Source organism: Flexivirga meconopsidis (assembly GCF_026162425.1).
In the GTDB taxonomy this organism is placed as follows: Bacteria; Actinomycetota; Actinomycetes; order Actinomycetales; family Dermatophilaceae; genus Flexivirga; species Flexivirga meconopsidis.
Genome location: NZ_JAOBQJ010000005.1, coordinates 189,674 through 214,217, shown reverse-complemented (window position 1 = coordinate 214,217; position 24,544 = coordinate 189,674). Strand labels below are relative to the sequence as shown.

27 protein-coding genes are annotated in these 24,544 nt (G+C 69.3%); 19 read left to right on the top strand and 8 right to left on the bottom strand.

Going from position 1 to position 24,544, the window contains the following annotated elements:
- Positions 1 to 43 precede the first annotated feature (43 nt).
- From N2M23_RS17510 to N2M23_RS17475, 8 genes are all read left to right on the top strand, one after another.
- Positions 44 to 1,456 (top strand): MFS transporter, encoded by a 1,413-nt coding sequence (locus N2M23_RS17510; protein WP_265447264.1) that lies wholly within the window; start codon positions 44 to 46, stop codon positions 1,454 to 1,456.
- 12 nt (positions 1,457 to 1,468) lie between these two features.
- Entirely contained in the window at positions 1,469 to 2,590 is a 1,122-nt protein-coding gene (locus N2M23_RS17505) for a PhoH family protein (RefSeq protein WP_265447263.1), read from the top strand.
- Positions 2,587 to 3,084 (top strand): rRNA maturation RNase YbeY, encoded by a 498-nt coding sequence (gene ybeY, locus N2M23_RS17500; protein ID WP_265447261.1) that lies wholly within the window; start codon positions 2,587 to 2,589, stop codon positions 3,082 to 3,084. Before N2M23_RS17505 ends, ybeY begins: the two co-directional genes overlap by 4 nt.
- Positions 3,085 to 3,091: 7 nt before the next feature.
- Entirely contained in the window at positions 3,092 to 4,447 is a 1,356-nt protein-coding gene (locus tag N2M23_RS17495; RefSeq protein ID WP_265447260.1) for a hemolysin family protein, read from the top strand.
- A complete protein-coding gene (gene era / locus N2M23_RS17490) occupies positions 4,444 to 5,355 on the top strand; it encodes a GTPase Era (protein ID WP_265447258.1) in 912 nt (303 codons plus the stop codon). Before N2M23_RS17495 ends, era begins: the two co-directional genes overlap by 4 nt.
- Positions 5,356 to 5,372: 17 nt before the next feature.
- A complete protein-coding gene (locus N2M23_RS17485) occupies positions 5,373 to 6,116 on the top strand; it encodes a class I SAM-dependent methyltransferase (RefSeq protein WP_265447256.1) in 744 nt (247 codons plus the stop codon).
- A gap of 96 nt (positions 6,117 to 6,212) precedes the next feature.
- Entirely contained in the window at positions 6,213 to 6,821 is a 609-nt protein-coding gene (locus N2M23_RS17480; RefSeq protein WP_265447254.1) for a DUF3105 domain-containing protein, read from the top strand.
- A complete protein-coding gene (locus N2M23_RS17475; RefSeq protein ID WP_265447252.1) occupies positions 6,818 to 7,546 on the top strand; it encodes a DUF305 domain-containing protein in 729 nt (242 codons plus the stop codon). The genes N2M23_RS17480 and N2M23_RS17475 overlap by 4 nt, the downstream gene beginning before the upstream one ends.
- A 38-nt stretch (positions 7,547 to 7,584) precedes the next feature.
- Here N2M23_RS17475 and N2M23_RS17470 read toward each other — a convergent pair whose 3' ends face one another.
- Positions 7,585 to 8,748: a M4 family metallopeptidase gene (locus N2M23_RS17470; RefSeq protein ID WP_265447251.1), complete on the bottom strand. Its 1,164-nt coding sequence runs from the start codon at positions 8,746 to 8,748 to the stop codon at positions 7,585 to 7,587.
- A gap of 295 nt (positions 8,749 to 9,043) precedes the next feature.
- Between N2M23_RS17470 and N2M23_RS17465 the strand changes: the two genes are divergently transcribed.
- Positions 9,044 to 10,009 (top strand): LLM class flavin-dependent oxidoreductase, encoded by a 966-nt coding sequence (locus N2M23_RS17465; RefSeq protein ID WP_265447249.1) that lies wholly within the window; start codon positions 9,044 to 9,046, stop codon positions 10,007 to 10,009.
- A gap of 196 nt (positions 10,010 to 10,205) precedes the next feature.
- Positions 10,206 to 11,999, top strand: a complete 1,794-nt coding sequence (leuA, locus tag N2M23_RS17460; RefSeq protein WP_265447247.1) for a 2-isopropylmalate synthase — start codon at positions 10,206 to 10,208, stop codon at positions 11,997 to 11,999.
- Between the two features lie 7 nt (positions 12,000 to 12,006).
- Here leuA and N2M23_RS17455 read toward each other — a convergent pair whose 3' ends face one another.
- Positions 12,007 to 12,333 carry a hypothetical protein gene (locus N2M23_RS17455; RefSeq protein WP_341870613.1) on the bottom strand — a complete coding sequence of 109 codons (327 nt, stop codon included), beginning with the start codon at positions 12,331 to 12,333 and terminating at the stop codon, positions 12,007 to 12,009.
- Positions 12,330 to 12,803, bottom strand: a complete 474-nt coding sequence (locus N2M23_RS17450) for a maleylpyruvate isomerase N-terminal domain-containing protein (RefSeq protein ID WP_265447245.1) — start codon at positions 12,801 to 12,803, stop codon at positions 12,330 to 12,332. Before N2M23_RS17450 ends, N2M23_RS17455 begins: the two co-directional genes overlap by 4 nt.
- A gap of 87 nt (positions 12,804 to 12,890) precedes the next feature.
- On the opposite strand from N2M23_RS17450, the gene N2M23_RS17445 reads away from it, so the two are divergent.
- Complete coding sequence (locus N2M23_RS17445) at positions 12,891 to 14,120, top strand: aminotransferase family protein (RefSeq protein ID WP_265447243.1); 1,230 nt, start codon at positions 12,891 to 12,893, stop codon at positions 14,118 to 14,120.
- Positions 14,121 to 14,145: 25 nt separating this feature from the next.
- Positions 14,146 to 14,712, top strand: coding sequence for a polyadenylate binding domain-containing protein (locus N2M23_RS17440; protein WP_265447241.1), 567 nt, complete (start codon positions 14,146 to 14,148; stop codon positions 14,710 to 14,712).
- 3 nt (positions 14,713 to 14,715) lie between these two features.
- On the opposite strand, the gene N2M23_RS17435 is transcribed toward N2M23_RS17440, so the two are convergent.
- Positions 14,716 to 15,561, bottom strand: a complete 846-nt coding sequence (locus tag N2M23_RS17435) for a serine hydrolase (RefSeq protein ID WP_265447240.1) — start codon at positions 15,559 to 15,561, stop codon at positions 14,716 to 14,718.
- Positions 15,562 to 15,892: 331 nt separating this feature from the next.
- Here N2M23_RS17435 and N2M23_RS17430 point away from each other — a divergent pair, with 331 nt between their 5' ends.
- On the top strand, positions 15,893 to 16,090 hold the full coding sequence (locus N2M23_RS17430) for a GNAT family N-acetyltransferase (protein WP_265447238.1): 198 nt from the start codon (positions 15,893 to 15,895) through the stop codon (positions 16,088 to 16,090).
- Here the strand turns inward: N2M23_RS17430 and N2M23_RS17425 are convergent.
- Positions 16,075 to 16,710 carry an alpha-ketoglutarate-dependent dioxygenase AlkB gene (locus N2M23_RS17425; RefSeq protein ID WP_265447778.1) on the bottom strand — a complete coding sequence of 212 codons (636 nt, stop codon included), beginning with the start codon at positions 16,708 to 16,710 and terminating at the stop codon, positions 16,075 to 16,077. The genes N2M23_RS17430 and N2M23_RS17425 overlap by 16 nt on opposite strands.
- A gap of 47 nt (positions 16,711 to 16,757) precedes the next feature.
- Positions 16,758 to 18,308, bottom strand: a complete 1,551-nt coding sequence (locus N2M23_RS17420) for a phytoene desaturase family protein (RefSeq protein WP_265447237.1) — start codon at positions 18,306 to 18,308, stop codon at positions 16,758 to 16,760.
- Positions 18,309 to 18,371: 63 nt separating this feature from the next.
- On the opposite strand from N2M23_RS17420, the gene recO reads away from it, so the two are divergent.
- Positions 18,372 to 19,124: a DNA repair protein RecO gene (gene recO, locus N2M23_RS17415; RefSeq protein WP_171156838.1), complete on the top strand. Its 753-nt coding sequence runs from the start codon at positions 18,372 to 18,374 to the stop codon at positions 19,122 to 19,124.
- Entirely contained in the window at positions 19,121 to 19,909 is a 789-nt protein-coding gene (locus N2M23_RS17410; protein ID WP_265447234.1) for an isoprenyl transferase, read from the top strand. The genes recO and N2M23_RS17410 overlap by 4 nt, the downstream gene beginning before the upstream one ends.
- A gap of 12 nt (positions 19,910 to 19,921) precedes the next feature.
- Here the strand turns inward: N2M23_RS17410 and N2M23_RS17405 are convergent, their stop codons facing one another.
- On the bottom strand, positions 19,922 to 20,332 hold the full coding sequence (locus N2M23_RS17405; protein WP_265447233.1) for a Fur family transcriptional regulator: 411 nt from the start codon (positions 20,330 to 20,332) through the stop codon (positions 19,922 to 19,924).
- A gap of 5 nt (positions 20,333 to 20,337) precedes the next feature.
- Positions 20,338 to 20,649, bottom strand: coding sequence for a DUF6703 family protein (locus tag N2M23_RS17400; protein ID WP_265447231.1), 312 nt, complete (start codon positions 20,647 to 20,649; stop codon positions 20,338 to 20,340).
- 109 nt (positions 20,650 to 20,758) lie between these two features.
- On the opposite strand from N2M23_RS17400, the gene N2M23_RS17395 reads away from it, so the two are divergent.
- From N2M23_RS17395 to N2M23_RS17380, 4 genes are read left to right on the top strand one after another with little or no spacing between them, the layout of a single operon-like run.
- Positions 20,759 to 21,691: an ABC transporter ATP-binding protein gene (locus tag N2M23_RS17395; RefSeq protein WP_265447777.1), complete on the top strand. Its 933-nt coding sequence runs from the start codon at positions 20,759 to 20,761 to the stop codon at positions 21,689 to 21,691.
- Positions 21,692 to 21,717: 26 nt separating this feature from the next.
- On the top strand, positions 21,718 to 22,530 hold the full coding sequence (locus tag N2M23_RS17390) for an ABC transporter permease (protein ID WP_265447229.1): 813 nt from the start codon (positions 21,718 to 21,720) through the stop codon (positions 22,528 to 22,530).
- A 22-nt stretch (positions 22,531 to 22,552) separates the two neighbouring features.
- Positions 22,553 to 23,800: a sensor histidine kinase gene (locus N2M23_RS17385; protein ID WP_265447227.1), complete on the top strand. Its 1,248-nt coding sequence runs from the start codon at positions 22,553 to 22,555 to the stop codon at positions 23,798 to 23,800.
- Positions 23,797 to 24,405: a response regulator transcription factor gene (locus N2M23_RS17380; protein WP_265447225.1), complete on the top strand. Its 609-nt coding sequence runs from the start codon at positions 23,797 to 23,799 to the stop codon at positions 24,403 to 24,405. Before N2M23_RS17385 ends, N2M23_RS17380 begins: the two co-directional genes overlap by 4 nt.
- Positions 24,406 to 24,544: the final 139 nt, after the last annotated feature.

The following is a 24,544-nucleotide window of genomic DNA, read 5'->3' as shown; positions in this document are numbered from 1 at the left end:
GCTTCGGCGGCCACCGAAGGTTCACCCACCCACGATCGGTCGTATGACGGCAGCCACGCCCCGAACGACCCTTCGACCTCAACCGCTCACACCCCGGGCGCCCCTGATCGTCCTGTGCGCGGCGATGTTCCTGGTGCTGCTCGACGTCTCCGCGGTCAACGTCGCACTGCCCAGCATCGACCGCGACCTCGGCGGCGGCACGGCCGGCGCGCAGGGCGTCGTCGACAGTTACACGGTGCCGCTGGCGGCGTTGCTGCTCACTGCGGGTGCATTGGCCGACCGGGTCGCGCCGCGACGCTGCTTCACGGCCGGTCTGGTCGGTTTCGGCATCGGCTCATTGGGTTGTGCGATCGCTCCCACCCTGCCGATCTTATTGTGTGGCAGGGTGATTCAGGGAGTCGGTGCGGCGGCGATGCTGCCGGCGAGCCTCGCCCTCATCAGCGCGATCTGGGCCGACGCCGGGCAGCGCGCCCGTGCGATCGCGATCTGGTCGGGCATCTCGGGGTCGGCCGTCGCGGTGGGTCCGCTCGCCGGCGGCGCGCTGGTCGGCGTCGGCGGTTGGCGGCCGGTCTTCGCGGTCAACCTGCCGGTGATCGCCGCCGCGCTCGCCGGTGCGCGGCTGCTGCCCGCCGGCCACGGCGTGCGGCGACGCGCCGACTGGTGGGGTGCGGCGCTGTCCATCGTCTGGCTCGGGACGCTGATCGCCGCCGTGATCGTCCTCGGGCGCGACGGGCTGTCGCCGACCGCAGCGGGGTTGCTCGCGTGCGCGGCCGTCGGGATCGCGGCTTTCGTCATACGGCAGCGGCGAGCCGCGCGCCCGATGGTGTCGCTCGAGCTCTGGCGCAGCAGCCGGCTGATGCGCTGCTGCGGCGGTGCGCTGGGCATGAACCTGGTCGGCAACGGCACCCTCCTGGTGCTCACCTTCCTGCTGCAGGGTGTGCAGCGGCACAGTGCGCCGGTTGCCGGTCTGCTCACCCTGCCGACGTTCGTGCCGCTGACGATCGTGCCGCTGCTCGCCGGCCGCTGGATGCTCCGGCTGCGCGGCAGCACGCTGATCCGCATCGGCTTCGGCGTCGGTATCGCCGGCGAGCTGTGCCTGGCGCTCGCGGTCGGGGTGCAGCCGGACCGGTTCTGGCCGCTGGTGCCCGGCATGGTGCTCACCGGGGTCGCGCTCGGCCTGCTGGTCGCGCCCCTGGTCGCCGGCTCGGTCGCTGCGGCCCCGGGACACAGCGGGCTAGCCGGTGGCCTGAACAACGCCGCCCGCCAGACCGGTACGTCGCTCGGCGTCGCCATCTTCGGTGCGGTCGCCGGCGATATCGCAGCGCCGCAGATCGGCGACCGGATGGCGGTGTGCTTCCTGCTCGGTGCGGGGATCTGGGCGTTCGCGGGCGGGATCGCCGGGTCGCGGGTCGTGGACGGGGCTAACTCGGTCGAGGCCCGCGTCATACGCCCGTAGACTGGAGCGACGATGACAAGCGACGATCATGATCCGCTGCCCGGCGAGTTGCACCGCGCGTTGAACGACACCACGAGCGGCCCGCCGGGCGAAGCCGACGCACCTACCCAGGCCGCAGGCGACGTGCGCGCCGAGCACACGGTCGAGATCGCGCCCGACATCGCGATGGTCACGCTGCTCGGGCCGCGCGACGAGTTGTTGCGCACGATGGAGCGGGCCTTCCCGCGGCTGCAGATCCACGTGCGGGGCAACGTCTTCCACCTGGCCGGCCCGCCCGCCGATATGGCGCTCGTCGAGGAGTTGATCGACGAGTTGCTGACGATCATCGACGCCGGCCAGCCGCTCAATCGGGACGCCGTCGAGCGCTCGATCGGCATGCTGCGAGCCCGCACCCGGGAGCGTCCGGCCGACGTGCTGACGATGAACATCGTGAGCAACCGCGGGCGCACCATCCGCCCGAAGACGTTGGGGCAGAAGGAGTATGTCGACGCGATCGATAAGAACACCGTCGTCTTCGGCATCGGGCCGGCCGGCACCGGCAAGACCTACCTGGCGATGGCCAAGGCGGTCGCGGCGTTGCAGGCCAAGGAGGTCAATCGGATCATCCTGACCCGTCCGGCGGTCGAGGCCGGCGAGCGGCTCGGCTTCCTGCCCGGCACGCTCAACGACAAGATCGACCCCTACCTGCGGCCGCTCTACGACGCGCTGCACGACATGGTCGACCCCGACTCGATCCCGCGGCTGATGGCCAGCGGCACGGTCGAGGTGGCGCCGCTGGCGTATATGCGGGGCCGGACGATCAATGACTCCTTCATCATCCTCGACGAGGCGCAGAACACCACGGCCGAGCAGATGAAGATGTTCCTCACCCGGCTCGGCTTCGGCTCCAAGATGGTCGTCACCGGCGACGTCACGCAGGTCGACCTGCCGGGCGGCACCAAGTCGGGTCTGCGGGTGGTGCAGGAGATCCTCGAGGGCATCGACGACGTGCACTTCTCCCGGCTGACCTCGCACGACGTCGTGCGGCACCGGCTGGTCAGCGCGATCGTCGACGCGTATGACGAATTCGATGCGCGCACAGCACGATCCGGCCCCAGCCGGGCATCCGGCGGCGAACGGCGGGATCGTTCGTGAGCATCGACCTGCTCAACGAGACCGACTTCCCGGTCGACCTCGACGAGCTGCACGACTGCGCCGCCTTCGTGCTGCACGAGATGCGGGTGCACCCGGGAGTGGACCTCTATGTCGGGGTCATCGACGAGGCCGCCATGGAGACGCTGCACAAGCAGTGGATGGACCTGCCCGGCCCGACGGACGTGATGAGCTTCCCGATGGACGAGCTGCGACCCGGCACCGACGGTGACGAACCGGTCGAGGGGATGCTCGGCGACGTCGTGCTGTGCCCGACCGTCGCTGCCAAACAGGCGGCCGAGGCGGGACACACCACCGCGGAGGAGCTCCTGCTGCTGACCGTGCACGGCATCCTGCACCTGCTCGGCTTCGACCACGCCGAGCCCGACGAGCGGCGCGAGATGTTCGAGCTGCAGCGCCGGCTGCTGTTGACGTTCCTGGCGGGCCGCGGTCGCACCGGAGGTTCGGTCAGCATCAGCCCGCCGTCGGGGGAGTGACGCTTCGATGGTGCCGTTACTCATCGCCGCGCTGGTCGCGGTGGTCCTCGGGTTCGCTTTTGCCGCAGTCGAATCCGCCCTCAGCCGGATCGGTCGCAACTCCGCCGACGCGCTGATCGAGGAGGGCCGGCGTGGGTCCGGTCCGCTCGGCAAGCTGGTCGAGGACAGCTCGGCAGTCGCGATGGTGCTGACCTTTCTGCGCAACATCGCGGAGGCGACTGCGGCGGTGCTGGTCACCCTCGCGATGCGCGAGGCGTTCGACAGCTTCTGGATCGCGCTGCTGATCGCGATTGCGGTGATGGCGCTGGTGTCGTTCGTGCTGGTCGGGGTGTCGCCCCGCACGCTCGGTCGCCAGCATGCGATCGGTTTTGCGCTCGCCACCGCGCCCGGCGTGCTCTGGCTGCATCGGGTGCTCAGTCCGGTGGCGCGCGCGCTCGTAGCGCTCGGCAACGCGGTGACCCCGGGCCGGGGCTATCGTGACGGTCCCTTCGACTCGGAGGCCGAGCTTCGCGAATACGTCGACTTGGCAACGGATTCCGCGCTGATCGAGGATGATGAGCGGAAGATGATCCAGTCCGTCTTCGAGCTGGACACCACTGTCGCGCGCGAGCTGATGGTGCCGCGCACCGACATGATCACGATCGACCGCGACAAGACCCTGGGGCAGGCGATGTCGCTGTTCCTGCGCTCGGGCTTTTCCCGGGTGCCGGTCACCGACGGCAGCCCCGACGACATCGAGGGCGCGCTGTACTTCAAGGACGTGGCGGAGCGGGTCATCGGACACGAAGCGATGCTGCGCCAGCCGGTCACCGAGGTGATGCGGGACGTCACCTTCGTGCCGGACAGCAAACCCGCCGACGACCTGCTGCGTGAGATGCAGACCGCTCGGCGTCACTTTGCGATCGTGATCGACGAATACGGTGGCACCGCAGGCCTGGTCACGCTCGAGGACATCGTGGAGGAGGTCGTCGGCGAGATCGACGACGAGTACGACCGGGTCACCCCCGGCGTGGAGGAACTCGACGGTGGCATCACCCGGGTGCCGGCCAGGATGGCGGTCGACGACCTGGCCGAGCACTTCGACGTGACGATCGACGAGGACGATGTCGACACGGTCGGCGGCCTGCTCGCCAAGCTGGTCGGCCGGGTGCCGATCCCCGGCGCGAGCGGCGAGATCGCCGGACTGCGCCTCACTGCCGAGCGTATGGCGGGGCGGCGTCATCAGATCGCCACCGTGACCGTTGAGCGCATCGGGGATGCCGGTGCGAGCGACGCCCGGGACGACTCGCCGGAGGCCGAGCACTCGCGGGCTCTCGTCATACAGCAGGATGGGCGGGAGTCGGCGAAGGAGACAGCCAAATGAGCGAGTACCGCGCGGGATTCGCGTGTCTGGTGGGGCGCCCCAATGCGGGCAAGTCGACCCTGACCAACGCGCTCGTCGGGCAGAAGGTCGCGATTACCTCCAACAAGCCGCAGACCACCCGGCACACTATCCGCGGCATCGCCACCACCGACGACGCCCAGCTGATCCTGGTCGACACGCCGGGCCTGCACAAACCGCGCACCCTGCTCGGGCAGCGGCTCAACGACGTGGTCCGCGAGACCTTGCTCGACGTCGACGTCATCGGCTTCTGCCTGCCGTGCGACCAGCGCATCGGGCCGGGGGACCAGTTCATCGCCAAGGAGCTCGAGGAGCTGCGGCGCGGGCGCAAGCGGCCGGTGGTGGCGATCGCCACCAAGTCCGACACGGTCGACCGGGACCGCCTCGCCGAGCACCTGGTCGCGATCGAGCAACTCGGCGACTGGGACGAGATCGTGCCGTGCTCGGCGACCAACGGCGAGCAGGTCGACACCGTGCGGGACGTGCTGATGAAGTATCTGCCGGCGTCGCCGAAGCTCTACCCGGACGGCGTGCTCACCGACGAGCCCGACGACGTGATGGTCGCCGAGCTGGTCCGGGAGGCCGCGCTCGAGGGCGTGCGCGACGAGCTGCCGCACAGCATCGCGGTCGTCGTGGAGGAGATGCTCCCGCGCGAGGGCCGGCCGGCCGACAAGCCGCTGATGGACGTGCGGGTGAACATCTTCGTCGAGCGTTCCAGCCAGAAGGCGATCATCATCGGCCGCGGCGGCTCGCGGTTGCGCGACGTCGGCACGCGGGCGCGCACCGCGATCGAGGACCTGCTCGGGCAGAAGGTCTTCCTCGATCTGCACGTGAAGATCGCCAAGGACTGGCAGCGTGACCCCAACCAGCTGTCGAAGCTGGGCTTTTAGGCGCGGGGCTCTGGATCATGGCGCGCGACGACAATCAGGTGTGGGCGGAGTTCGGGGAGGTGCTGCGGCTGCCGGTCGACCCGTCCCGCGACTATGTGCACGGCATCCCGTGGGACGCGGCCGGTTTCCTGCCACAGCTGCCGCTGGTCGACATCGGGTCCGGCAGCGGACTGACCACGATCACCCTCGCCGAGCGCTTCCCGGACACCGAGATCGTGTCGGTGGAGCCGGAGCCCATGTCGCGCTCGCTGCAGATGCTGCGCATCGCCGAACGTGACGACATCCGGGGGCGCACCACGGTGCTGCCCGAGCCGATTCTGCAGGCGTGGCTGCCTGAGCAGTGCGGCGGCGCACTGCTGTTCAACGTCATCTACTTCCTCGGTGGCCGAGATCGTGACGCGTTCTGGCGGCGGATGGCCAGGGTGATGGCACCCGGCGCGCCGATCCTGCTCAGCCGTTCGTATGGCGGTGTGCCCGACAAGCCGGTCGAGCGGGAGCTGGTGCAGTCGGCGACGATGGGCCGGATGGAATACCAGCGCTGGTTCGAGGCGCATCCGGTCTCAGGCGGCCGGGTCGAGGTGACCAACACCTTCCGGGTGCTCCGCGACGGCGAGCAGGTGCGTGAGGTCGTCTCCACCATCCATCCGTTCGGGCTCGACGAGGACGTGGTGCTGGAGGAGGTGCCGATCGGGCAGTTCGGCATCGAGGAGCTCGACGACCGCTACTTCGCCATCCGTCGACTCCCGGACATCGTGCGCTGACCGCATGAGTCGCCATGGGAACCGCAACGGGCTCCGCACCGTTGACTGCATGCACTCCGCCCGCAGTGGCATCACACGAGAAATATGGAGACCCCGGTGAGTGAGCCGTCCCGGCAGGACAAGTTGCAGCGACTGCAGAAGGAGCAGCGATCCGGGGAGCGGCGACGGGGCGCCCTGATCTGGGGCGGAGCCGTGGTCGCGGCGCTCGCGGTCGCCGGCGCCGGCGCCTTCGTGGTCGTGAACGAGCAGAAGTCCAAGCCGAGCCTGGCTGCGGTGAAGAGTTATGCCGAGCAGGCCGGCCAGCACGTGACGACGCCGGTGAGCTACCCGCAAACCCCGCCCGTCGGCGGCGAACACAACCCGGTCTGGCTCAACTGTGGTGTCTACAACCAGCCGGTGCCCAACGAGAACGCGGTGCACGCGCTCGAGCACGGGGCGGTCTGGGTCACCTACCGGGAGGGCACCTCGGCGGCCGACGTCGCCAAATTGCGTGCCGCGTTGCCGGACACCTACACCCTGCTGTCGCCGATCAAGACCCAGCCCGCCCCGGTCGTGATCACCGCATGGGGTAAGCAACTGGCGCTGACCGGTGCCGACGACAAGCGGCTGCCGGAGTTCATCAAGACCTACCGACTCGGGCCGCAGACCCCCGAGCCGGGCGCGGCCTGCACCGGCGGCATGGACGCTCCGGGCAAGCAGGCGTGACCGACGAACCCGACGAGGTCGACGACCGGGCCGAGGGCACCGACGACCTCGACGAGCAACCACAGCGCGGCGGCAACCGGCGCGCCGTACTCACCACGGTCCTCGCGGCCACCGCCGTTGTCGCGGTGCTGTTGAGCGGGCTGATCGGCTACCGGATGGGCAACTCGACGCCGGGGGACAACAGCGTGGAAGCCGGGTTCGCCCGGGACATGCAGACCCACCATCAGCAGGCCGTCGAGATGTCGTTCATCATCCGGGACAAAACGTCCGACGAGGCAATCCGCACGCTGGCCTACGACATCATCACCAGCCAGCAGCAGCAGATGGGTCAGATGTACGGCTGGTTGCAGGTGTGGGGTCTGCCGCAGACCGGCTCACGTCCGCCGATGGCCTGGATGGCCGGCGGCCACGGAGGCATGCGGATGGGCGGCGCGTCGAGCGCATCCCCAGGTTCGTCGAATCCCGAGACGAGTTCTGCCATGCCGGGTATGGCGACGCCGGCGCAACTGCAACAGTTGCGTGACGTGAAGGGGAAGGCGGCCGACCGGCTCTTCCTGCAGTTGATGATCAGGCACCACCAGGGCGGGCTGGACATGGCGCAGGCCGTGCAGGGCCGCACCAAGGTGCGCGCTGTCACCGTGCTGGCGAGCGCGATTGAGACCGCGCAGACCGCCGAGATCGCCCAGATGAAGAAGATGCTCGCTGATCGGCCGGCGACGACCTGACCGACCGGGGCCTGGGATTCAGCCGCGGAACAGTCGGCTCACCCGGTCAGCACCTTCACCGTGACCCAGGCCTGCTGCACCGCCTGCTCCTGGTTGCTGCCGGCCCCGAAGATCGACCCGGCAGATTTGATTGTCGCCTCTGCGAATCCTTTGAAATCAACGTCTTTCGGCAGGTTGCCGGCCGTCATCACGTCGTACCAGATGCGGCCCGCTCCGTCCCACGAGTTGCCGCCGATGCCGGTGGCGGCCAGGTAGAACGCCCGGTTGGGGATGCCGGAGTTGACGTGCACCCCACCGTTGTCGTTCTGCTCGTCGTGCGGCAGATCCTGGTAGCCGTCCATGTCGGCCGGCTGCGGGTCCTTGCCGAGATGCGGGTCGTCATACGCCGTGCCGGGTGCCTTCATCGACCGCAGCGCGACGCCCTTGACCTTGTCGGTGAACAGCCCCTGCCCGATCAGCCAGTCGGCGTCGGCCGCGCTCTGCTTGTTGACGCGCTGTTTGACCATCGACCCGAAGCAGTCGGACACCGACTCGTTGAGGGCGCCGGACTGGGCAACATAGGTGAAACCCGCTGTGTACTGGGTGAATCCGTGGGTGAGCTCGTGGCCGATGACATCCACCGAGTCGGTGAACGACCGGAAGTAGACGCCGTCGCCGTCGCCGAAGACCATCTGCTCGCCGTCCCAGTAGGCGTTGTCGAAGTCCTTGTCGTAGTGGACGGTCGCGAGCAGCGGCAGACCCTTGCCGTCCAGCGAATCGCGGTTGTAGACCTGCGCATACAGCGCGAAGGTGTCGCCGAGCCCGTCATACGCCTCGTTGACCGACTCATCCTTGCTGGCCGGATCTCCCTCCTCGCGCACCTTGGTGCCGGGCAGGTCGGTGCCGTTCTTGGCATCGAAGATCGTGCGCTTCGGGCTGTATGACGTGGCGGCCGCGCTCTGCTGCGCCCGTTTACGGTCGCGGGCCGTCGACGGCAGCTCACGCTCCTGGGCGGTCTCGGCTCGTTGGCGCAGATCCTGCGGGATCAGCCCGGCGTTGCCGGCACCCGGCGAACCGGTCAGGCCGGAGCTGCGGACCGACCGGCGACCGACGATGGTGCCACTCACCGCCAGGGTGCGTTCGGCGGCGCGGACAACCGCGGGTTCGTCGCTGTCGAGCAGGCGACGCAGGATCTGGGGCGGGACGATCAGACAGTGACTCATGTCCTTCATCGTGCCTCGCGCTACCGACAGTGTGGGCGTTCCGCGACGCCGGGCGTGCATGAGTCGAAACGGTTGCGGGTTGTGCACGGTCTGGGGGCTGGGGGCGTGCGTAAGTCGAAACGGTTGCGGGTTGTGCACGGTCTGGGGGCTGGGGGCGTGCGTAAGTCGAAACGGTTGCGGGTTGTGCACGCTGTGCGGCCCGGGGGCGTGCATAAGTCGAAACGGTTGCGGCCTGTGCACGCTGCGGCACAGGTCTCGAGCCGGCATTGTCCGACCATCCACCTAGCCTGCGCGTATGACGAACCCTCCCGCTCTCGGCATCTGCTTCGACCGCGCCTTCGGTGCCTGCGAGGTTGCCGACTATGCGCGCCGTGTCGAGCAGGCCGGGCTGGCGGAGTTGTGGCTGATCGAGGACTGCTTCTTCACCACCGCGCCGCCACTCGCTGCGGCGGCACTGACCGCGACCGAGCAGCTGACCGTCGGCCTCGGGGTGCTGCCGGCCGTCGCGCGCACCGCGGCGGTCACTGCGATGGAGATCGCCACCCTCGAGAGTCTTGCGCCGGGTCGGGTCGTCGGCGGCATCGGCCATGGAGTGCAGTCGTGGATGGCGCAGATGGGCGTCCGACCGGCATCACCGGTCACCGCGTTGCGTGAGGCGCTGACCGTCGTACGTCAGCTGCTTGCCGGCGAAACCGTCGACAGCACAGGCGATTACGTCACCGCGCGGGACATCACCCTGGAGCATCGGCCGCAGCAGGTGCCGCCGGTCGTCGCCGGCGTGCGCGGACCGAGATCGCTCGCGATGACAGGGGAGTACGCCGACGGCGTGCTGCTCGATGCCCCGTGCCCGGTCGACGCCCTCGTCGCGGCGCGCCGACACACCGGTCGCACCGACCAAGGCTTCCAGCATCGCTGTTACGCCACCCTGTGCGTGCTGCCCGACCGGCAGGAGGCCCGGCGGATCGCCGCACCGTTCCTCGCTGAGATGGTCGGTCACGGCCACTCCGGCCTGCGCGCGACCGGCTTCTTCGACGACCTGCAACGCCTCGTCGAGCGGCACGGCACCGACTGGGCAGACCACGCGCCGGACGAGTGGTGGACCCAGCTCGGCGCGATCGGCAACCTGGACGACGCGGTCACCTACGTCGACGCGATGCGCGGGGCCGGCATCGACGCGATCAGTTTCTTCCCCGCCGACGAGCTGCCGATCGCGCTCGAGCAGATCCGCACCGCGGGTGAGATCGCGGCGCAGCTGGGCTGATCCGCAGGTGTCCAGGTGGTGGACGTGCTGCCCAAACCATGGACACCAGCCAAACCGGTGGCCTAGGCTGCGGAGCGTGCGTGCGGCATACGTGCTTCTCCTTCGCTGCCGCGGCGAGGCCTGACTTTCGGCCTTCCTCGCCGCGGAGGTTCTGCTGCCCGGGCCGAAGCCCAGCACCCACCGCAAAGGCGAGACCATGAAGCACCCCCAGCAGCCGACCACGATGCCGATCGGCAAGTACGTACCCTTCCACGAGCAAATCAAGGTCGACCTGCCCGACCGACAGTGGCCCGACAAGATCATCGACAAGGCACCGCGCTGGTGCGCGGTCGACCTGCGCGACGGCAACCAGGCGCTGATCGACCCGATGAATTCCGAGCGCAAGATGCGGATGTTCAACCTGCTGGTCCGGATGGGCTACAAGGAGATCGAGGTCGGCTTCCCCAGCGCCAGCCAGACCGACTTCGACTTCGTCCGGGAGCTCATCGAGGGCGGTCACATCCCCGACGACGTCACGATCCAGGTGCTGACCCAGTCCCGCGACGCGCTGATCGAGCGGACGTATGACGCCATCCGCGGCGCCAAGCAGGCGATCGTGCACTTCTACAACTCCACCAGCGTGCTGCAGCGACGGGTGGTCTTCGGGCTGGACCAGGACGGCATCGCCGACATCGCCATCCAGGCGGCGCGATTGTGCAAGAAGCTGGAGGAGACGATCCCGGACACCGACGTCTACTACGAATACTCCCCGGAGTCCTACACCGGCACCGAGCTGGAGTTCGCGGCGCGGATCTGCAACGACGTCATCGACATCATCGAGCCGACGCCGGACCACAAGATGATCATCAACCTGCCGGCGACCGTCGAGATGGCAACCCCGAACGTCTACGCAGACTCGATCGAATGGATGAGCAAGCACCTCAACCGCCGCGAGTCGGTGGTGCTCAGCCTGCACCCGCACAACGACCGCGGCACCGGTGTCGCCGCCGCCGAGCTCGGCTACCAGGCGGGCGGTGACCGCATCGAGGGCTGCCTCTTCGGCAACGGCGAACGCACCGGCAACGTGGACCTGGTGACGCTGGGGCTCAACCTCTTCGGGCAGGGCATCGACCCGCAGATCGACTTCTCCGACATCGACTCGATCCGGCGCACCGTCGAGCACTGCAACCAGCTGCCGGTCCACGAGCGCCACCCGTATGGCGGTGACCTCGTCTTCACCGCGTTCTCCGGCTCGCACCAGGACGCGATCAAGAAGGGCTTCGACGACATGGCCCGCCAGCAGGCGGAGACCGGCAAGTCGATCGACGAACTCGTCTGGGGCGTCCCCTACCTCCCGATCGACCCGCACGACGTCGGCCGGTCCTACGAAGCCGTCGTCCGAGTCAACAGCCAGTCCGGCAAGGGCGGCGTCGCCTACCTGCTCAAGACCGAGCACCAGCTGGACCTGCCGCGCCGGTTGCAGGTGGAGTTCAGCGGCGTCGTGCAGCGGCACACCGACACCTCCGGCGGCGAGGTCACGCCGGCGCAGCTGTGGACCGCGTTCGAGGACGAATACCTGCCGGGCACCGGCTCCGGCGAGACCGCGTGGGGCCGTTTCGCGCCGGTCACCCACCGCATCGAGAGCGGCGACGAGGGACGCGACCACATCGTGGCGACGATGACCGACCACGGCGCGGAGATCACCGTCGAGGGCGACGGCAACGGCCCGATCGACGCCTTCATCAACGCGCTCGCGACCATCGACGTCGACGTGCGCGTGCTCGACTACGCCGAGCACGCGGTGTCGGCCGGTGAGGACGCCCGCGCGGCCGCCTACCTCGAGTGCGCGATCGGCGACCGCGTCATCTGGGGCGTCGGCGTGCACAGCTCGATCGTCAAGGCGTCACTCACCGCGATCCTGTCGGCGGTCAACCGGGCCGAGCGTGACGCGCAGGCAGTCGAAAGCCTTGAGGGCGAAGGGGATTCGGCCGCTCAACCGGCGCAGGTCTGACGCGCGCCTACTGCATCCCTTCGGCGAGTATGGCGTCAAGGGCCGCGAGTGCGTCGGTGTCGCCGGTGCGGTGCAGCGGCGCGCTCGTCGGCCGGTTCCACAGCCAGAGATCCAGTTCGGCGGCCGGTCCGCTGACGGTCGCCACGGCCGTCGCGTCGTCCGTGGCCGGCCGGAAGTTGGCGTCGTCATACTGCTCGCCGCTTTCGGGGTCGGTGCCGGTCTCGCGGCCGAGCTGCAGCAGCCACCGGCGGCCGGTGTCGGTCGCGACGAGGGCGACGACCTGACCTTCCGTCGGCGCGAAGGTGAGCAGCCGGTGCTCCCGGCCGTACATCACCCGCACCACCTCGTCACGCCGTCCGCGGCGAGTGTCGGGTCGATCGGGCCGACCGGCCCGGCGGCGGTGAGCTCGGCGTCGACCCGGTGGATCAACGCCTCGTGCGCCTGCCGGCGGGCGATGTAACCGGCGGTGTGCAGCGCGTCGTCCTGCGCCCACATCCAGCGACGCTGGTCCGGCGCGGTGTCGGCGAGGGCCTGCCGGAGCGCGGCACTCGCGTCGTCGAAGGCCGCGAGAGCGGCGGCGCGGCCGCCCGGCCGGTCAGGGCGCTCGAGGGTCTGCGGGTCGGACACGTCATCGGCGACGATCGTGCCCCAGAACCACTGCACCTCGGTCAGATGCCACAGCAGGTCGTCGGTGGTCCAGTCCGGGCAGGTCGGGACGGATTGATCAGGCGCGGTGGCGAGAGCGGCCCGGAAGCGGGCGGACTCGTCGGCGATCACCTGCTGGAAGGGCGGCTCATTCGTCATACGACCGACCCTAGGGTCGGGTGCCGACAACGTCAGCCGATATTTTCGTGCGGGACAACCGGCATCGAGCAGGGAAGAGGGTGCGCTGTGGGCGCGTTCTGGCATCCGTTCTCCGACATGGGCGCCGTCGAGCGCGGGGGCGAGTTCATCGTCACCCGGGCCGAGGGAGTGCACGTCTACGACGACAAGGGCAACCGCTACCTCGACGCGACGGCCGGTTTGTGGTTTGCCAACGTCGGTCACGGCCGTCGGGAGCTCGCCGACGCTGCCGCGGAGCAGATGACCAAGCTGGCGCACTACTCGACCTTCGGTGACTACGTCCCGGACGTGACGCTGCAGCTCGCCGAGCGCCTGGCCGGGATCGCACCGGTGCCGGGCTCGAAGATCTTCTTGACCTCAGGCGGGTCGGACTCGGTCGAGACCGCTGCCAAGATCGCCCGCCGCTACTGGGTGGAGATGGGTCAGCCGACCCGCCGCATCATCATCGGGCGGCAGAAGGCCTACCACGGAATGCATTACGCCGGAACGTCGCTCGGCGGCATACCCGGCAACACCGAGGGGTATGGCGAGCTCATCGAGGACCAGGCGCACGTCGCCTGGGACGACCCCGAGGACCTGCGCGGGACGATCGAGCGTCTCGGCGCGGAGAATGTCGCCGCGTTCTTCTGCGAGCCGGTGATCGGCGCCGGTGGGGTCTACCCGCCGCCGGAGGACTACCTGACCGCGGTCCGCAAGATCTGCACCGAGAACGAAGTGCTGTTCGTGGCCGACGAGGTCGTGACCGGTTACGGCCGGATCGGCGGATCGTGGTTTGCCTCAACGCGTTTCGGCCTCGAGCCCGACTTCGTGACCACGGCGAAGGGCCTCACCTCCGGTTACCTGCCGATGGGTGCGGTGTTCGTGGCGCCCAAGGTCGCCGAACTCTTCTTCGCCCCGGACGCTGGACGCTGGCTGCGGCACGGCTACACCTACTCCGGGCACGCCGCGGCCGCGGCGGTTGCGCTGGCGAACCTCGACCTGGTCGAGCAGGAGGGTCTGCTCGAGGACGCCGCACGGCTGGAAACCACTCTGCAGACTCGGCTTTCGCCGATTGCGGAGCATGAGCGGGTCAGTGAGGTGCGCAGCGGCACCGGTGCGCTCGCGGCCGTGCAGCTGACCGAGCCGTCCGAGGCGGCCGGACTCGCCGCGGCCCTGCGGCAGCACGGCGTCGCGACCCGCGCGGTCGGTGCGGGCGGCATCCAGATCTCGCCGGCGTTCGTGATGACCGACGCCCAGGTCGACGAGCTGGGCACCGCGATCGAGACCGCCCTCGGCTGATCGTCATTGCCACTAGGGTGCCGGTATGACGTATCCAGGTGGGGGACAGCAGGATCCGTGGCAGACGCCGCAAGGCGGGCAGCCGCGGGGTTATCCGGTGCAGCCGAATCAGCAGACGCCGCAGGGTTATCCGGTGCAGCCGAATCAGCCTCCGGCACAGGGCTACCCGCCGCAGCCGGGTGCCGGGCAGCCGCAGAGTTATCCGCCGTCCGGGTCGCCCGCGACCCAGAGTCCGCTGATCCGGCTGACCGTTCAAGGCAGCGTGCTGACTTCGAACATGCTGACGCCGAAGGTGCAGATCGACGGCTACCCGGTCTCAGTCTCCTACGGACTCAACACGATTCCGGTGCCACCGGGCACCCACACGGTCAGTGCCCATGCGACCTGGATCGTGCAGTACGGCCAGGCGTCGTACGACGTGACGCTGGCTCCGGGGCAGACGGTTGACGTCTATTACGCGGCGCCGTTCGTGCAGTTCATGAAGGGGTCGATGGGGCCGACCAAACAACCCCGCAAGGGGCTCTGGGTGCTGATCGCGGTCATCGTGCTGATCATCGTTTTCGGCGTGATCCCGATAATGCTGGGCGGCTGACGATCAGACCAGCGGCTGGGCGAGCGCGTCATAGAGCACCTTCGACACGCCGTTGATCGTGGTGAGGCCGTAGGAGTACCCGGCCGGAGACCGGGTCAGGATCGCTGCGGCGTAATCACGTCCGTTGCCGTAGATGTAGCCGATCGAGTTGAGCCGGTAGCCGCCGCTGAGCGGTCCCCAGCCATTCTTGGTCGTCCATTGGTTGCTGGTCGGCAGCGGCGGCGCGCAGACACCCCAGCGTTGCGACGAAATCACCTGCCGCATCAGCGATTTGATGTATTCGCGGTTGGCCGTGGTGAGCACGCTGCTCGATCCCCAGACAATCTTGACCATCAGCGACGCCTGATCTGCGGCGGTCGTCGTCGAGTAGCCCCACCAACTGGCCGCACCGGCCGTGGTGCCGCCTTGGATGACAGTGCTTGTCAGGCCGTAGAGACCGGCAACCCGACGAACGCTGGCGACACCCACCCAGGTGAGCAGCGCGTTGGTCGCGGAGTTGTCGCTCCGGGTGATCATCGCCACCGCCTGCGAGCGCTGGGTCGAGGTGAGACTGACCTGGCGCTCCTGGCAACGTCGCAGCACGGTCGCGAGGATGAGCACCTTGACGATGCTCAGGGTTTCGTTGTGCCAGGTGCCGTTGTAGCTCCAGGAGACACGGGTGCGGCGGTCGTGCACGCTGACGGCGACCGGCCCGCTGCGCGAGGCGTCGTAGGCGCCCAGCCTGGCGTGCAGCTGCGCACCGGTGATTGCCGCGGACGCACTCTGCGGCGCCGCGAAGAAGGCACCGGTCGCGACGGCGCCGGTGCCGCCCAGCAGCGCCAGGCGCCGGGTGACGGGTCGACTTTCCATGGCGCGGGACAGTATCGGCGCGTCCGCCCCGGGTCGCGCCGTTCGGCTCGCGCCACGCGGGTCGTGACCTATTCGTGTCCGACCCCTGGCGCCTGGTGCTTAATGGGGGCATGCCCCAGAGATTCGAGCGTGCCCTGTTGCGCGACGGTGACCTGCTGCTCCGCAAGCCCACCGAGGCCGACGTGCCGGCGATCGTTGCCGGGTGTCGCGACACGCTCACTCAGGAATGGCTCCCGCTGCCCAGGCCGTATGACGAGAGCCACGCCCGCGACTTCGTCGCCGACTTCGCGCCGCCCGCCTGCTCGCCGACTGGGCACTGTCCGACCAGGGCATGGAGCGCGTCGAAATCCGTGCTGCGACAGGCAATCTCGGCTCACAGAAGGCCGCACTCGCAGCCGGCTTCCAACGTGAGGGCGTGCTGCGGTCAGCTGGCTTCGTGCATGCCGGCCGGGTCGACCTGGTCGTCTTCGGCAAGCTGCGCAGCGAGGTCGGCAGTGCCGGCGATGCGGCGGGTCAGCGCACGTCGTAGGGCCGGAACTGGATGCTGATCCGCGGGCCGACCGGCTTGCTGGTCTTCAACACGGCGTGTTCCCAAGTCCGTTGGCACGAACCCCCCATCACCAGCAGGTCGCCGTGGCCGAGGGTGTGCCGGATCGAGCTGCCGCCGCCGACCGGGCGCAGCGCGAGCGTGCGCGGGTGGCCGATCGAGACGATCGCGACCATGGTGTCCTGCGTGCTCGACCGGCCGATGCGGTCGCCGTGCCAGGCGACCGAGTCGTCGCCGTTGCGATAGAGGCACATCCCCGCCGTGGTGAACGGCTCGCCCAGCTCCGCCCGGTAGTGGTCGGACAGCGCCGAACGCGCCTGTGCCAGCACCGGATCGGGCAGCTGCTCGTGCTGGTGGTAGAAACGCAGCAGGCGCGGGGTGTCGACCTCCCGCTCGTACATCATCCGGCGCTCGCCCTGCCAGTCGACGCCTGCGCTGCCGCCGAGCGCGAGGCGGGCGAACAACTCGTCCGCGCCGGTCAGCCAGCCCGGTCGCAGGTCGATCCACGCGCCGCGGGTCAACGTGGTGCGCCGGACCGCGCCGGCGAGCGGGCGCAAACCCACCTCGTCGACCTGGTCGAGCAGGGAGCCCTGCAGCGGCATACTCACCCGGCCAGTGTAGACATGTGTTCGAAAAAATGTCGAGCGGATCAGTCCCCTAAGGATTCCAGCGCGGCCTGCGCCGCGTGATAGCCGCCGAGGCCGCTCACTCCGCCGCCCCGGCGAGATCCTGCTCCCGCCAACAGGATCCGGTCGTATGCCGTTGCTACGCCCCATCGCTGCGCGGCCGTCTCCAACGGTTCGTCGTCGTCCGCCCACGGCCACGACAACGGACCGTGGAAGATGTTGCCGCCCGGCATCGCGAGCGTCGCCTCCAGGTCGCGGGTGGTCTTGGTCTCGATGCAGAGGTTGCCGCCGGCATCGCGCAGCACGACGTCCTCGATCGGCTCGGCGAGCACGCTGGACAACGAATCCAGCACGGACCGCTGCAGATTCGCCCGCTCGGCGTCGGTGCCGTCGAGCAGGCGGTCGGGCGTCTGCAGCGAGAAGACGGTCAGCGTCTGGGCATCCGATGCTTGCAGTTCTGGCGACAGGATCGTCGGGTCGGTGAGCGAGTGGCAGTAGATCTCGGCCGGCATCGGTGTTGGCGCGGCACCTGAAATCGCTTGCTGATAGGCGGTTTCCAGACCTGAGTAGGTCTCGTTGATGTGGAACGTCCCGCCGAACGCAGCCTCCGGCGCGACGGACTGCTCGCGCAACCGCGGCAGCCGGGAGAGCAGCAGGTTGACCTTTACCTGCGCGCCCTCGGCGGGCGACGGCATGGACCCCATGAGCCGGTCGAGCACCGCGGGCGCGGCCGCCCAGAGCACCTGGGTGGCATCCGCGGTCAGCTCGTCATCACCGGTCCGCCAGGTGACCGACCCGTCGTCGAGCGCGGTGACCGTGGCGCCGGTGACGAGTTCGGCGCCGGCCTCGCGCGCGGACCGCTCGAGCGCACCCGACACCGCACCCATTCCGCCGACCGGCACGTCCCAGTCGCCGGTGCCACCGCCGATCACGTGGTAGAGGAAGCAGATGTTCTGCTGCAGGTCGGCCTGGCGCGCCTGCGCGAAGGTCGAGATCAGCCCGTCGGTGAGCATCACCCCGCGCGTCAGGTCGTCGGCCACGCTGGCCTCGATGACCTCACCGAGCGGCCGCCGCAGGAAGTCATCGACCAGCGAACGGTCCCCGATTAGCTCCTCCACCTGCGCCGCCCGGCGCAGCGGCTCGGTGACCGTCGGCCACAGTGTCCGCGCGAGTCGGCCGGTGCGGGAGTAGAAGTCGTGCCAGCCCTCGACGTCCGCGGCGGCACCGATGGCGGCGAACGACGCGGCCGTGGCCCCCGCGTCCTGGTTGTCGATCAGCAGCCCGCGATCGCCGCCCGGCACCGGTGTGTATGACGAGTAGCGCCGCCGCCGCAGCGTGATCGCCAGGCCGAGGTCGCGGGTGATCTGCCGCGGCAGCAGGCTGACCAGGTAGGAGTAGCGCGACAGGCGGGCGCCCGTGCCGGCGAAAGCCTGCGCCGAGACCGTCGCTCCGCCGAGGTGGTCCTGCCGCTCCAGCAGCAACACCGTCCGGCCCGCCCGGGCCAGGTAGGCGGCCGCGGTGAGGCCGTTGTGACCGCCGCCGACCACGATCACGTCATACGAGCGTTGAGGCATGGGGGCAGGGTACGGCGGGCCTGCGCGCCTATCGCCCGCCCGTCGGCGACAATGGAGCCCGTCATGGCCACTTATCGCGACGTCGGCATCGTGCTGCGCACCCACAAGCTGGGGGAGACCGACCGCATCGTGACCATGCTCACCCGCGGGCGGGGCAAGGTGCGCGCGGTGGCCAAGGGCGTGCGTCGCACCAAGTCCCGTTTCGGCGCCCGGCTGGAGCCGGGGATGATCGTCGATCTGCAGTGTTACGAGGGTCGTTCGCTCGACACGGTGACCCAGGCGGAGATGCTCGCGCCATACGGCGAACAGCTGGTGCGCGACTACGGCGCGTTCACCGCCGCGACGGCGATGCTCGAGACCGCCGAGCGGCTCAGCGAGGAGCACGAGGCGGTGCCGCAACAGTTCAACCTGCTCGCCGGCGCGCTCGCGTCGCTGGCGCACCGCGAGCACCGGCCCGAGCTGGTGCTCGACTCCTACCTGCTGCGGTCGGTGTCGATCGCCGGCTGGGCACCGAGCTTCGTCGACTGCGCCGGGTGCGGGGCCGCCGGCCCGCACCGCGCCTTCAATCTCGCAAGCGGCGGCGCGGTCTGCTACTCGTGCCGCACCCCGGGCAGCGCGGCCCCGCACCAGGAGACCTTCGTGCTGCTCGCGGCGCTGCTCACCGGCGACTGGACGGTCGCCGACGCGAGTGACGACACCGCCCGCCGGGAGGGCAGCGGGCTGGTGTCGGCCTACGTGCAGTGGCACCTCGAACGCGGCGTGAGATCGTTGCGCCTTGTGGACCGCAGCAGCTCTCACCTCGAAACGACGCGATGACCCGGCAGCACGACCACCTGCGTCCCGAGCCGCACAGCAGCGGTGCGAAGCCCCCCGCCATACCGGCGCGGCTGGTGCCGCAGCACATCGCGATGGTGATGGACGGCAACGGCCGCTGGGCCAACCAGCGCGGACTGCCGCGCACCAAGGGCCACGAGGCGGGCGAGGCGCAGCTGATCGACGTGATCGCCGGCTGCATCGAGGCGGGTGTGCCGAACCTGTCGGCATACATGTTTTCCACCGAGAACTGGCGGCGGTCGCCGGACGAGGTGCGCTTCCTGATGGGCTTCAACCGTGACGTCATCCGGCGCCGGGTCGACCTGCTCAACTCGTGGGGCGTGCGCTGCCGCTGGTCGGGGCAACGCCCCCGCCTGTGGCGGTCGGTGCTGAAAGAACTGCAGCGGGCCGAGGAGATCACCGCCGGCAACACCGTGATGACCCTGCAGATGTGCGTCAACTACGGCGGCCGCGCCGAGATCGCCGACGCGACCCGGCGCATCGCCGAGCAGGTGCAGGCCGGCAAGCTCAAGCCGAGCTCGATCAGCGAGAAGACGATCGCGCGCAACCTGACCTGGCCGGACATGCCCGACGTCGACCTTTTCGTGCGATCGTCGGGGGAGCAGCGCACCAGCAACTTCATGCTGTGGCAGTCGGCGTATGCCGAAATGGTCTTCCTCGACACGCTCTGGCCCGACTTCGACCGCCGTGACCTGTGGCGGGCGATCCAGATCTACGCCGACCGGGACCGGCGCTTCGGCGGCGCCGTGGACAAGGCGGCACCGTAGACCGCGTAGCGGCTATTTCTTCGCGCTGCACTCCGCACAGACGCCGAAGATCTCGACGGTGTGCTCGACGCCGGTGAAGCCGTGGGCGGCGCTGACCTCCGCGGCCCAGCGCTCGACCTGCGGTCCCTCGACCTCGACCGCGCGGCCGCACTCACGGCATACCAAGTGATGGTGGTGGGACCCGGTGCTGCACTTGCGGTAGATCGCCTCGCCGTCCGGGCCGCGCAGCACGTCGACGTCACCGTCGGCGGCCATCGTCTGCAGCACCCGGTAAACCGTTGCCAGACCGACGGATTCGCCCGCCTGGCGCAGCGAGGCGTGCAGGTCCTGGGCGGACACGAAGTCGTCCTGGCCGTTCAGCTGCTCGGCAACGGCGACCTGCTGTCTGGTGGTCCGGCGCACCGGTTGGTTCCCGCTGGTCATCGCGCTCATCCTGCCGCACACACCACGGTCAGCGCCACGAGGAGCAACAGCACAGCGATGCGCATCATCCGCTCGATCGGCTCGATCCGCGGCCAGGCCAGGTAGAGCAACCAGCAGACCACGGCCGCGAGGACGCCGAAACACACCGCGCCGACCGGACCTCGCAGGATCGCGCCCACCACGACCAGCAGCAGTGCCACCCCGGCCGGGAGCGCGCGGGGGGCACGACCGATCGCCTGGACCGCGGGGTCGCTGGCGTGCTCGACGCGGACGCGCAGCGGCGAGGCGTGGACCTGGGGACGGGACGGAGCGCTCATCACGGCCAGGATATCTGCCGAGTCCCGACACCCATGACCGATGTCATGCCAGGCCGATGACGAGCGGCAGATCTGCCACAGCTTCCTGCGCGGCAATCTGGTGGGCATGATGACGACAACAGCGACGGGCGTGCCGGGCTCCGGCATCGACCCGCAGGGGGCACCGGCGATCGCACTGGCCGGTCTGCGCAAGAGTTTCGGCCAGGTGGATGCCGTCAAGGGTCTGGATCTGACGGTGCAGCCGGGCGAGGTGGTGGCCTTCCTCGGCCCCAACGGCGCCGGCAAGACCACCACCATCGACATGATGCTCGGCCTGTCCAAGCCCGACGCCGGCACCGCCCGCGTCTTCGGCATGCAACCGCGTGACGCCGTCGCCCGCGGACTGGTGGCGGCGGTCATGCAGACCGGTGGGTTGCTGCGCGACCTCACGGTCCGCGAGACCGTCGACCTGACCGCGAGTCTTTTCGTGCAGACCCGCTCGGTGCAGGAGTGCCTGCAGCGGGCGGGCATCGACGATATCGCCGACCGCAAGGTGCACAAGTGCTCCGGCGGCCAGCAGCAGCGGCTGCGGTTTGCGATGGCCCTCGTCTCCGACCCGGCGCTCATCGTGCTCGACGAGCCGACCACCGGCATGGACGTCACCGGACGGCGCGACTTCTGGTCGGCCATCCGCCAGGACGCCGAGCGCGGCCGCACGGTGCTCTTCGCAACGCACTACCTGGAGGAGGCCGACCTCTACGCCGACCGCATCGTGCTGATGCGGCACGGTCAGATCGTGGCCGACGGCACTGGCTCGCAGATCAAGGCGATGGCGTCCGGGCGGACCGTCCGGGCGACGCTGAGCGGCCTCAGCGACCGGGAGCTGGCCGCCATACCCGGTGTCGAGTCGGTGGAGGTGCGCGGTGAGTCGGTGCTGCTGCACGCCAAGGACAGCGACTCCGTGGCACGTCACCTGCTGACCCAGACCAACGCCAGGGACATCGAGATAACCGCGCGCGGGCTGGAAGACGCCTTCGTCGCGCTCACCAGCGACGAGCACTGAACTCATTCACGAGGGGAAGACTTGACATGACGAATCTGTCCGCAGTGCAACCGATCCCGGCCGATGAGCCGATCAATCTCGACCGCCGGGTGCCCGCGCGCGGCGGCTTCAGCGGCCGCCTGCTGCGCATCGAGCTGGCCCGGGTGCTGCGCAACAAGCGCACGATGATTTTCACCGTGGTGCTGCCGGTGATCTTCTACGCCGCGTTCGGCGCGACGCAGAGCGGCACCTTCCCGGACAGCTCGATCGACGTGAAGGGCTACGAGATGATCACCTTCGCGGTGTATGGCGCGGTCGCCGCCGCCGCCGCGATCGGGGCCAGCGTGTCGGTCGAGCGGGCGCAGGGCTGGAGCCGGCAGTTGCGCCTGACGCCGCTGACCGGCTCGGCATACATCGCGGTGAAGGTGGTGTGCGCGATGGTCGCCGCGGCGCTGCCGGTGCTGATCGTCTTCGCGATCGGGGCCGCCACCGGCGCCAAGCTGTCGGCGGTCGAGTGGCCGGTCGCGATGCTGCTGGCCTGGGTGTGCGGCAGCAGCCTCGCCTCGCTCGGACTGTTCATCGGCTACCTGGTGCCGTCCGAGAACGCCATGCAGATCCTCGGCCCCGGCATCTCGCTGCTGGCCTTCGCCGGCGGCCTCTTCCTGCCGCTGCAGGTGATGAACTCCACGATGCAGACGCTCGCCTCGTTCACGCCGCTGTGGGGCCTGTCGCAGATCGCCCGCTACCCGGTGCTCGGCGGCTCGTTCGACGGCATGTGGCTGGTCAGCGCGCTCGCCTGGGTCGGGTTCTTCTTCGCCGGTGCGGTGTGGTGCTTCCGCCGGGACACCAAGCGGGTCTGACTTCGTGAAAAGCTGACCGACGATGACCACCGACAAGCAGCGGTCGCACCCGGGGGAAACCTCCGGGTGCGACCCCGCGCGTGAGCCCGATCCGTCGCGGGACCGGCGTGGCGCGCTTGCGGTGATGTTCTTCTGGGGCGGCATCTGGCTGTTCTGGATGATCCAGCCGTTCGTCGACGCCGTTGCGCGCATCGACACCCCGCGCGGCATGCTCGGCGTGGTCGTCGTGCCTGCCTTCTGCGTGGTCTACCTGTGGCATTTCTACGCGCGCCGCGCGGTTTTCTTCCAGAGCACCTTCCCCGGACGCCGTATGGCGCTGCCCGCGTGGGACCGGGCCCGCTACGCGGTGATGGGCCTGCTCGCGGTCGCCTGCGTTGTGGCCGTGGGGCAGAACGGCTACACGGCCGGCGTCTTCTTCGCGCTGTCGGCGCTGTGGACCTTCTCCGCACTGGTCGGCTGGGCCGTGGTCGTCGCGGTGGCGGTGGGTTACATCGTGCTGTGGCAGGCGGCGGACTGGCAGCACGACTGGAGCATGTTCGTCGGGCTCGGCTTCGGCGCGGTGGCGATCACCGTCGGCCGGATCGCCGGTCGGCGTCAGCATCAATTGCAGGAGTCGCAGAAGGTCAATGCCGAGCTGATGGTGCAGCAGGAGCGCAACCGGATGGCGCGCGACCTACACGACATACTCGGGCACTCGCTGACGGTGATCACCGTCAAGGCGGAGCTTGCCGGCCGGCTGCTCGACGCCGACGCGACCGAGCGGGCCCGGGCCGAGGTCGCCGATCTGGAAAATCTCTCGCGCACAGCGCTCGCGGACGTGCGACGAGCGGTCGAGGGCTACCGGGAGATCTCGTTGTCCGGCGAATTGACCCGGGCCCGGGAGGCGCTCGCCGCGGGCGGCATCGAGGCACGCACGCCCACCGCCCTGGACCAGGTGCCGGCCGATCTGGTCGAGCTGTTCGCCTGGACGGTGCGCGAGAGCGTGACCAACGTGCTGCGGCACAGCGAGGCAGAGCACTGCGTCATCACCGTCACGCCCAGCTCGATCACGGTGACGGACGACGGAGTCGGCGGGCCGGAGGTGTCGCCGAGTGGCAACGGGCTGCGTGGCTTGCGTGAACGCGCCAACGCTTCGGGCGCCGTCTTGATCACCAAATCCGTTGCACCGCACGGGTTCTCGGTGACAGTTGCGGTGCGGGAGGATGATCAGGTGGAGCGGCCGGTGACGACGGCGCAGGTGGCGCGCACCCCCGAGGTGCGGCCCACATGACGATCAAGGTGATGCTCGCCGACGACCAGGCGCTGGTCCGTGGCGCACTTGCCGCACTGCTGGAGCTCGAGCAGGACCTCACCGTGGTCGGCGAGGTCGGTGACGGCACCGAGGTCGTGGATGCGGCGACTGAGAAGCGACCCGATGTCGTGCTGATGGACGTCGAAATGCCCGGGCTGGACGGGATCTCGGCGACCGCAGAGCTGCGCAAGGCGCTGCCCGACTGCCGAGTGCTCATCGTGACGACGTTCGGCCGACCGGGTTATCTGCGTCGCGGGCTGCAGGCCGGTGCAGCGGGATTCGTGGTCAAGGACACGCCTGCCCGCGAGCTGGCCGACGCCGTGCGGCGGGTGCACCAGGGTCTGCGCGTGGTCGATCCCGCACTCGCGACCGACAGCCTCATCGCCGGCGAGTCACCACTCACCGCGCGAGAGACCGACGTGCTGCGGGCCGCCCGCGGTGGTGGCACCGTCGCCGACATCGCGAGGGAGCTCTTCCTCTCCGAGGGCACCGTGCGCAACCACCTGTCCGCGGTCATCGGCAAGACCGGTGCCCGCACCCGCGCGGAGGCCGCGCAGATCGCCGAGGCCAACGGCTGGTTGTGAGGTCCGCTGCGGCGGCCGGTTCCGATCCTGCGGACTCGCGCTCGCCCGACCCCGGCGCGGTCACAACCAGGCCGAAACTCACCGATAAGGTGCGTGACACGCCGATTTCGTCGATCGACGCGGCGTGTCGGCCACCTTT

What these genes read in the sequence shown, in the direction of transcription:
- N2M23_RS17420 (WP_265447237.1), bottom strand. Translation starts at nt 18,308, where the DNA reads ATGCCTCAACGCTCGTATGACGTGATCGTGGTCGGCGGCGGTCACAAC.
- N2M23_RS17505 (WP_265447263.1), top strand. Translation starts at nt 1,469, where the DNA reads ATGACAAGCGACGATCATGATCCGCTGCCCGGCGAGTTGCACCGCGCG.
- N2M23_RS17495 (WP_265447260.1), top strand. Translation starts at nt 3,092, where the DNA reads ATGGTGCCGTTACTCATCGCCGCGCTGGTCGCGGTGGTCCTCGGGTTC.
- N2M23_RS17425 (WP_265447778.1), bottom strand. Translation starts at nt 16,710, where the DNA reads ATGCCGCTGCAGGGCTCCCTGCTCGACCAGGTCGACGAGGTGGGTTTG.
- N2M23_RS17485 (WP_265447256.1), top strand. Translation starts at nt 5,373, where the DNA reads ATGGCGCGCGACGACAATCAGGTGTGGGCGGAGTTCGGGGAGGTGCTG.
- recO (WP_171156838.1), top strand. Translation starts at nt 18,372, where the DNA reads ATGGCCACTTATCGCGACGTCGGCATCGTGCTGCGCACCCACAAGCTG.
- leuA (WP_265447247.1), top strand. Translation starts at nt 10,206, where the DNA reads ATGAAGCACCCCCAGCAGCCGACCACGATGCCGATCGGCAAGTACGTA.
- N2M23_RS17380 (WP_265447225.1), top strand. Translation starts at nt 23,797, where the DNA reads ATGACGATCAAGGTGATGCTCGCCGACGACCAGGCGCTGGTCCGTGGC.
- N2M23_RS17450 (WP_265447245.1), bottom strand. Translation starts at nt 12,803, where the DNA reads ATGACGAATGAGCCGCCCTTCCAGCAGGTGATCGCCGACGAGTCCGCC.
- N2M23_RS17440 (WP_265447241.1), top strand. Translation starts at nt 14,146, where the DNA reads ATGACGTATCCAGGTGGGGGACAGCAGGATCCGTGGCAGACGCCGCAA.
- N2M23_RS17430 (WP_265447238.1), top strand. Translation starts at nt 15,893, where the DNA reads ATGGAGCGCGTCGAAATCCGTGCTGCGACAGGCAATCTCGGCTCACAG.
- N2M23_RS17465 (WP_265447249.1), top strand. Translation starts at nt 9,044, where the DNA reads ATGACGAACCCTCCCGCTCTCGGCATCTGCTTCGACCGCGCCTTCGGT.
- N2M23_RS17395 (WP_265447777.1), top strand. Translation starts at nt 20,759, where the DNA reads ATGACGACAACAGCGACGGGCGTGCCGGGCTCCGGCATCGACCCGCAG.
- N2M23_RS17435 (WP_265447240.1), bottom strand. Translation starts at nt 15,561, where the DNA reads ATGGAAAGTCGACCCGTCACCCGGCGCCTGGCGCTGCTGGGCGGCACC.
- N2M23_RS17510 (WP_265447264.1), top strand. Translation starts at nt 44, where the DNA reads ATGACGGCAGCCACGCCCCGAACGACCCTTCGACCTCAACCGCTCACA.
- N2M23_RS17405 (WP_265447233.1), bottom strand. Translation starts at nt 20,332, where the DNA reads ATGACCAGCGGGAACCAACCGGTGCGCCGGACCACCAGACAGCAGGTC.
- N2M23_RS17390 (WP_265447229.1), top strand. Translation starts at nt 21,718, where the DNA reads ATGACGAATCTGTCCGCAGTGCAACCGATCCCGGCCGATGAGCCGATC.
- N2M23_RS17470 (WP_265447251.1), bottom strand. Translation starts at nt 8,748, where the DNA reads ATGAGTCACTGTCTGATCGTCCCGCCCCAGATCCTGCGTCGCCTGCTC.
- N2M23_RS17400 (WP_265447231.1), bottom strand. Translation starts at nt 20,649, where the DNA reads ATGAGCGCTCCGTCCCGTCCCCAGGTCCACGCCTCGCCGCTGCGCGTC.
- N2M23_RS17385 (WP_265447227.1), top strand. Translation starts at nt 22,553, where the DNA reads ATGACCACCGACAAGCAGCGGTCGCACCCGGGGGAAACCTCCGGGTGC.
- era (WP_265447258.1), top strand. Translation starts at nt 4,444, where the DNA reads ATGAGCGAGTACCGCGCGGGATTCGCGTGTCTGGTGGGGCGCCCCAAT.
- N2M23_RS17410 (WP_265447234.1), top strand. Translation starts at nt 19,121, where the DNA reads ATGACCCGGCAGCACGACCACCTGCGTCCCGAGCCGCACAGCAGCGGT.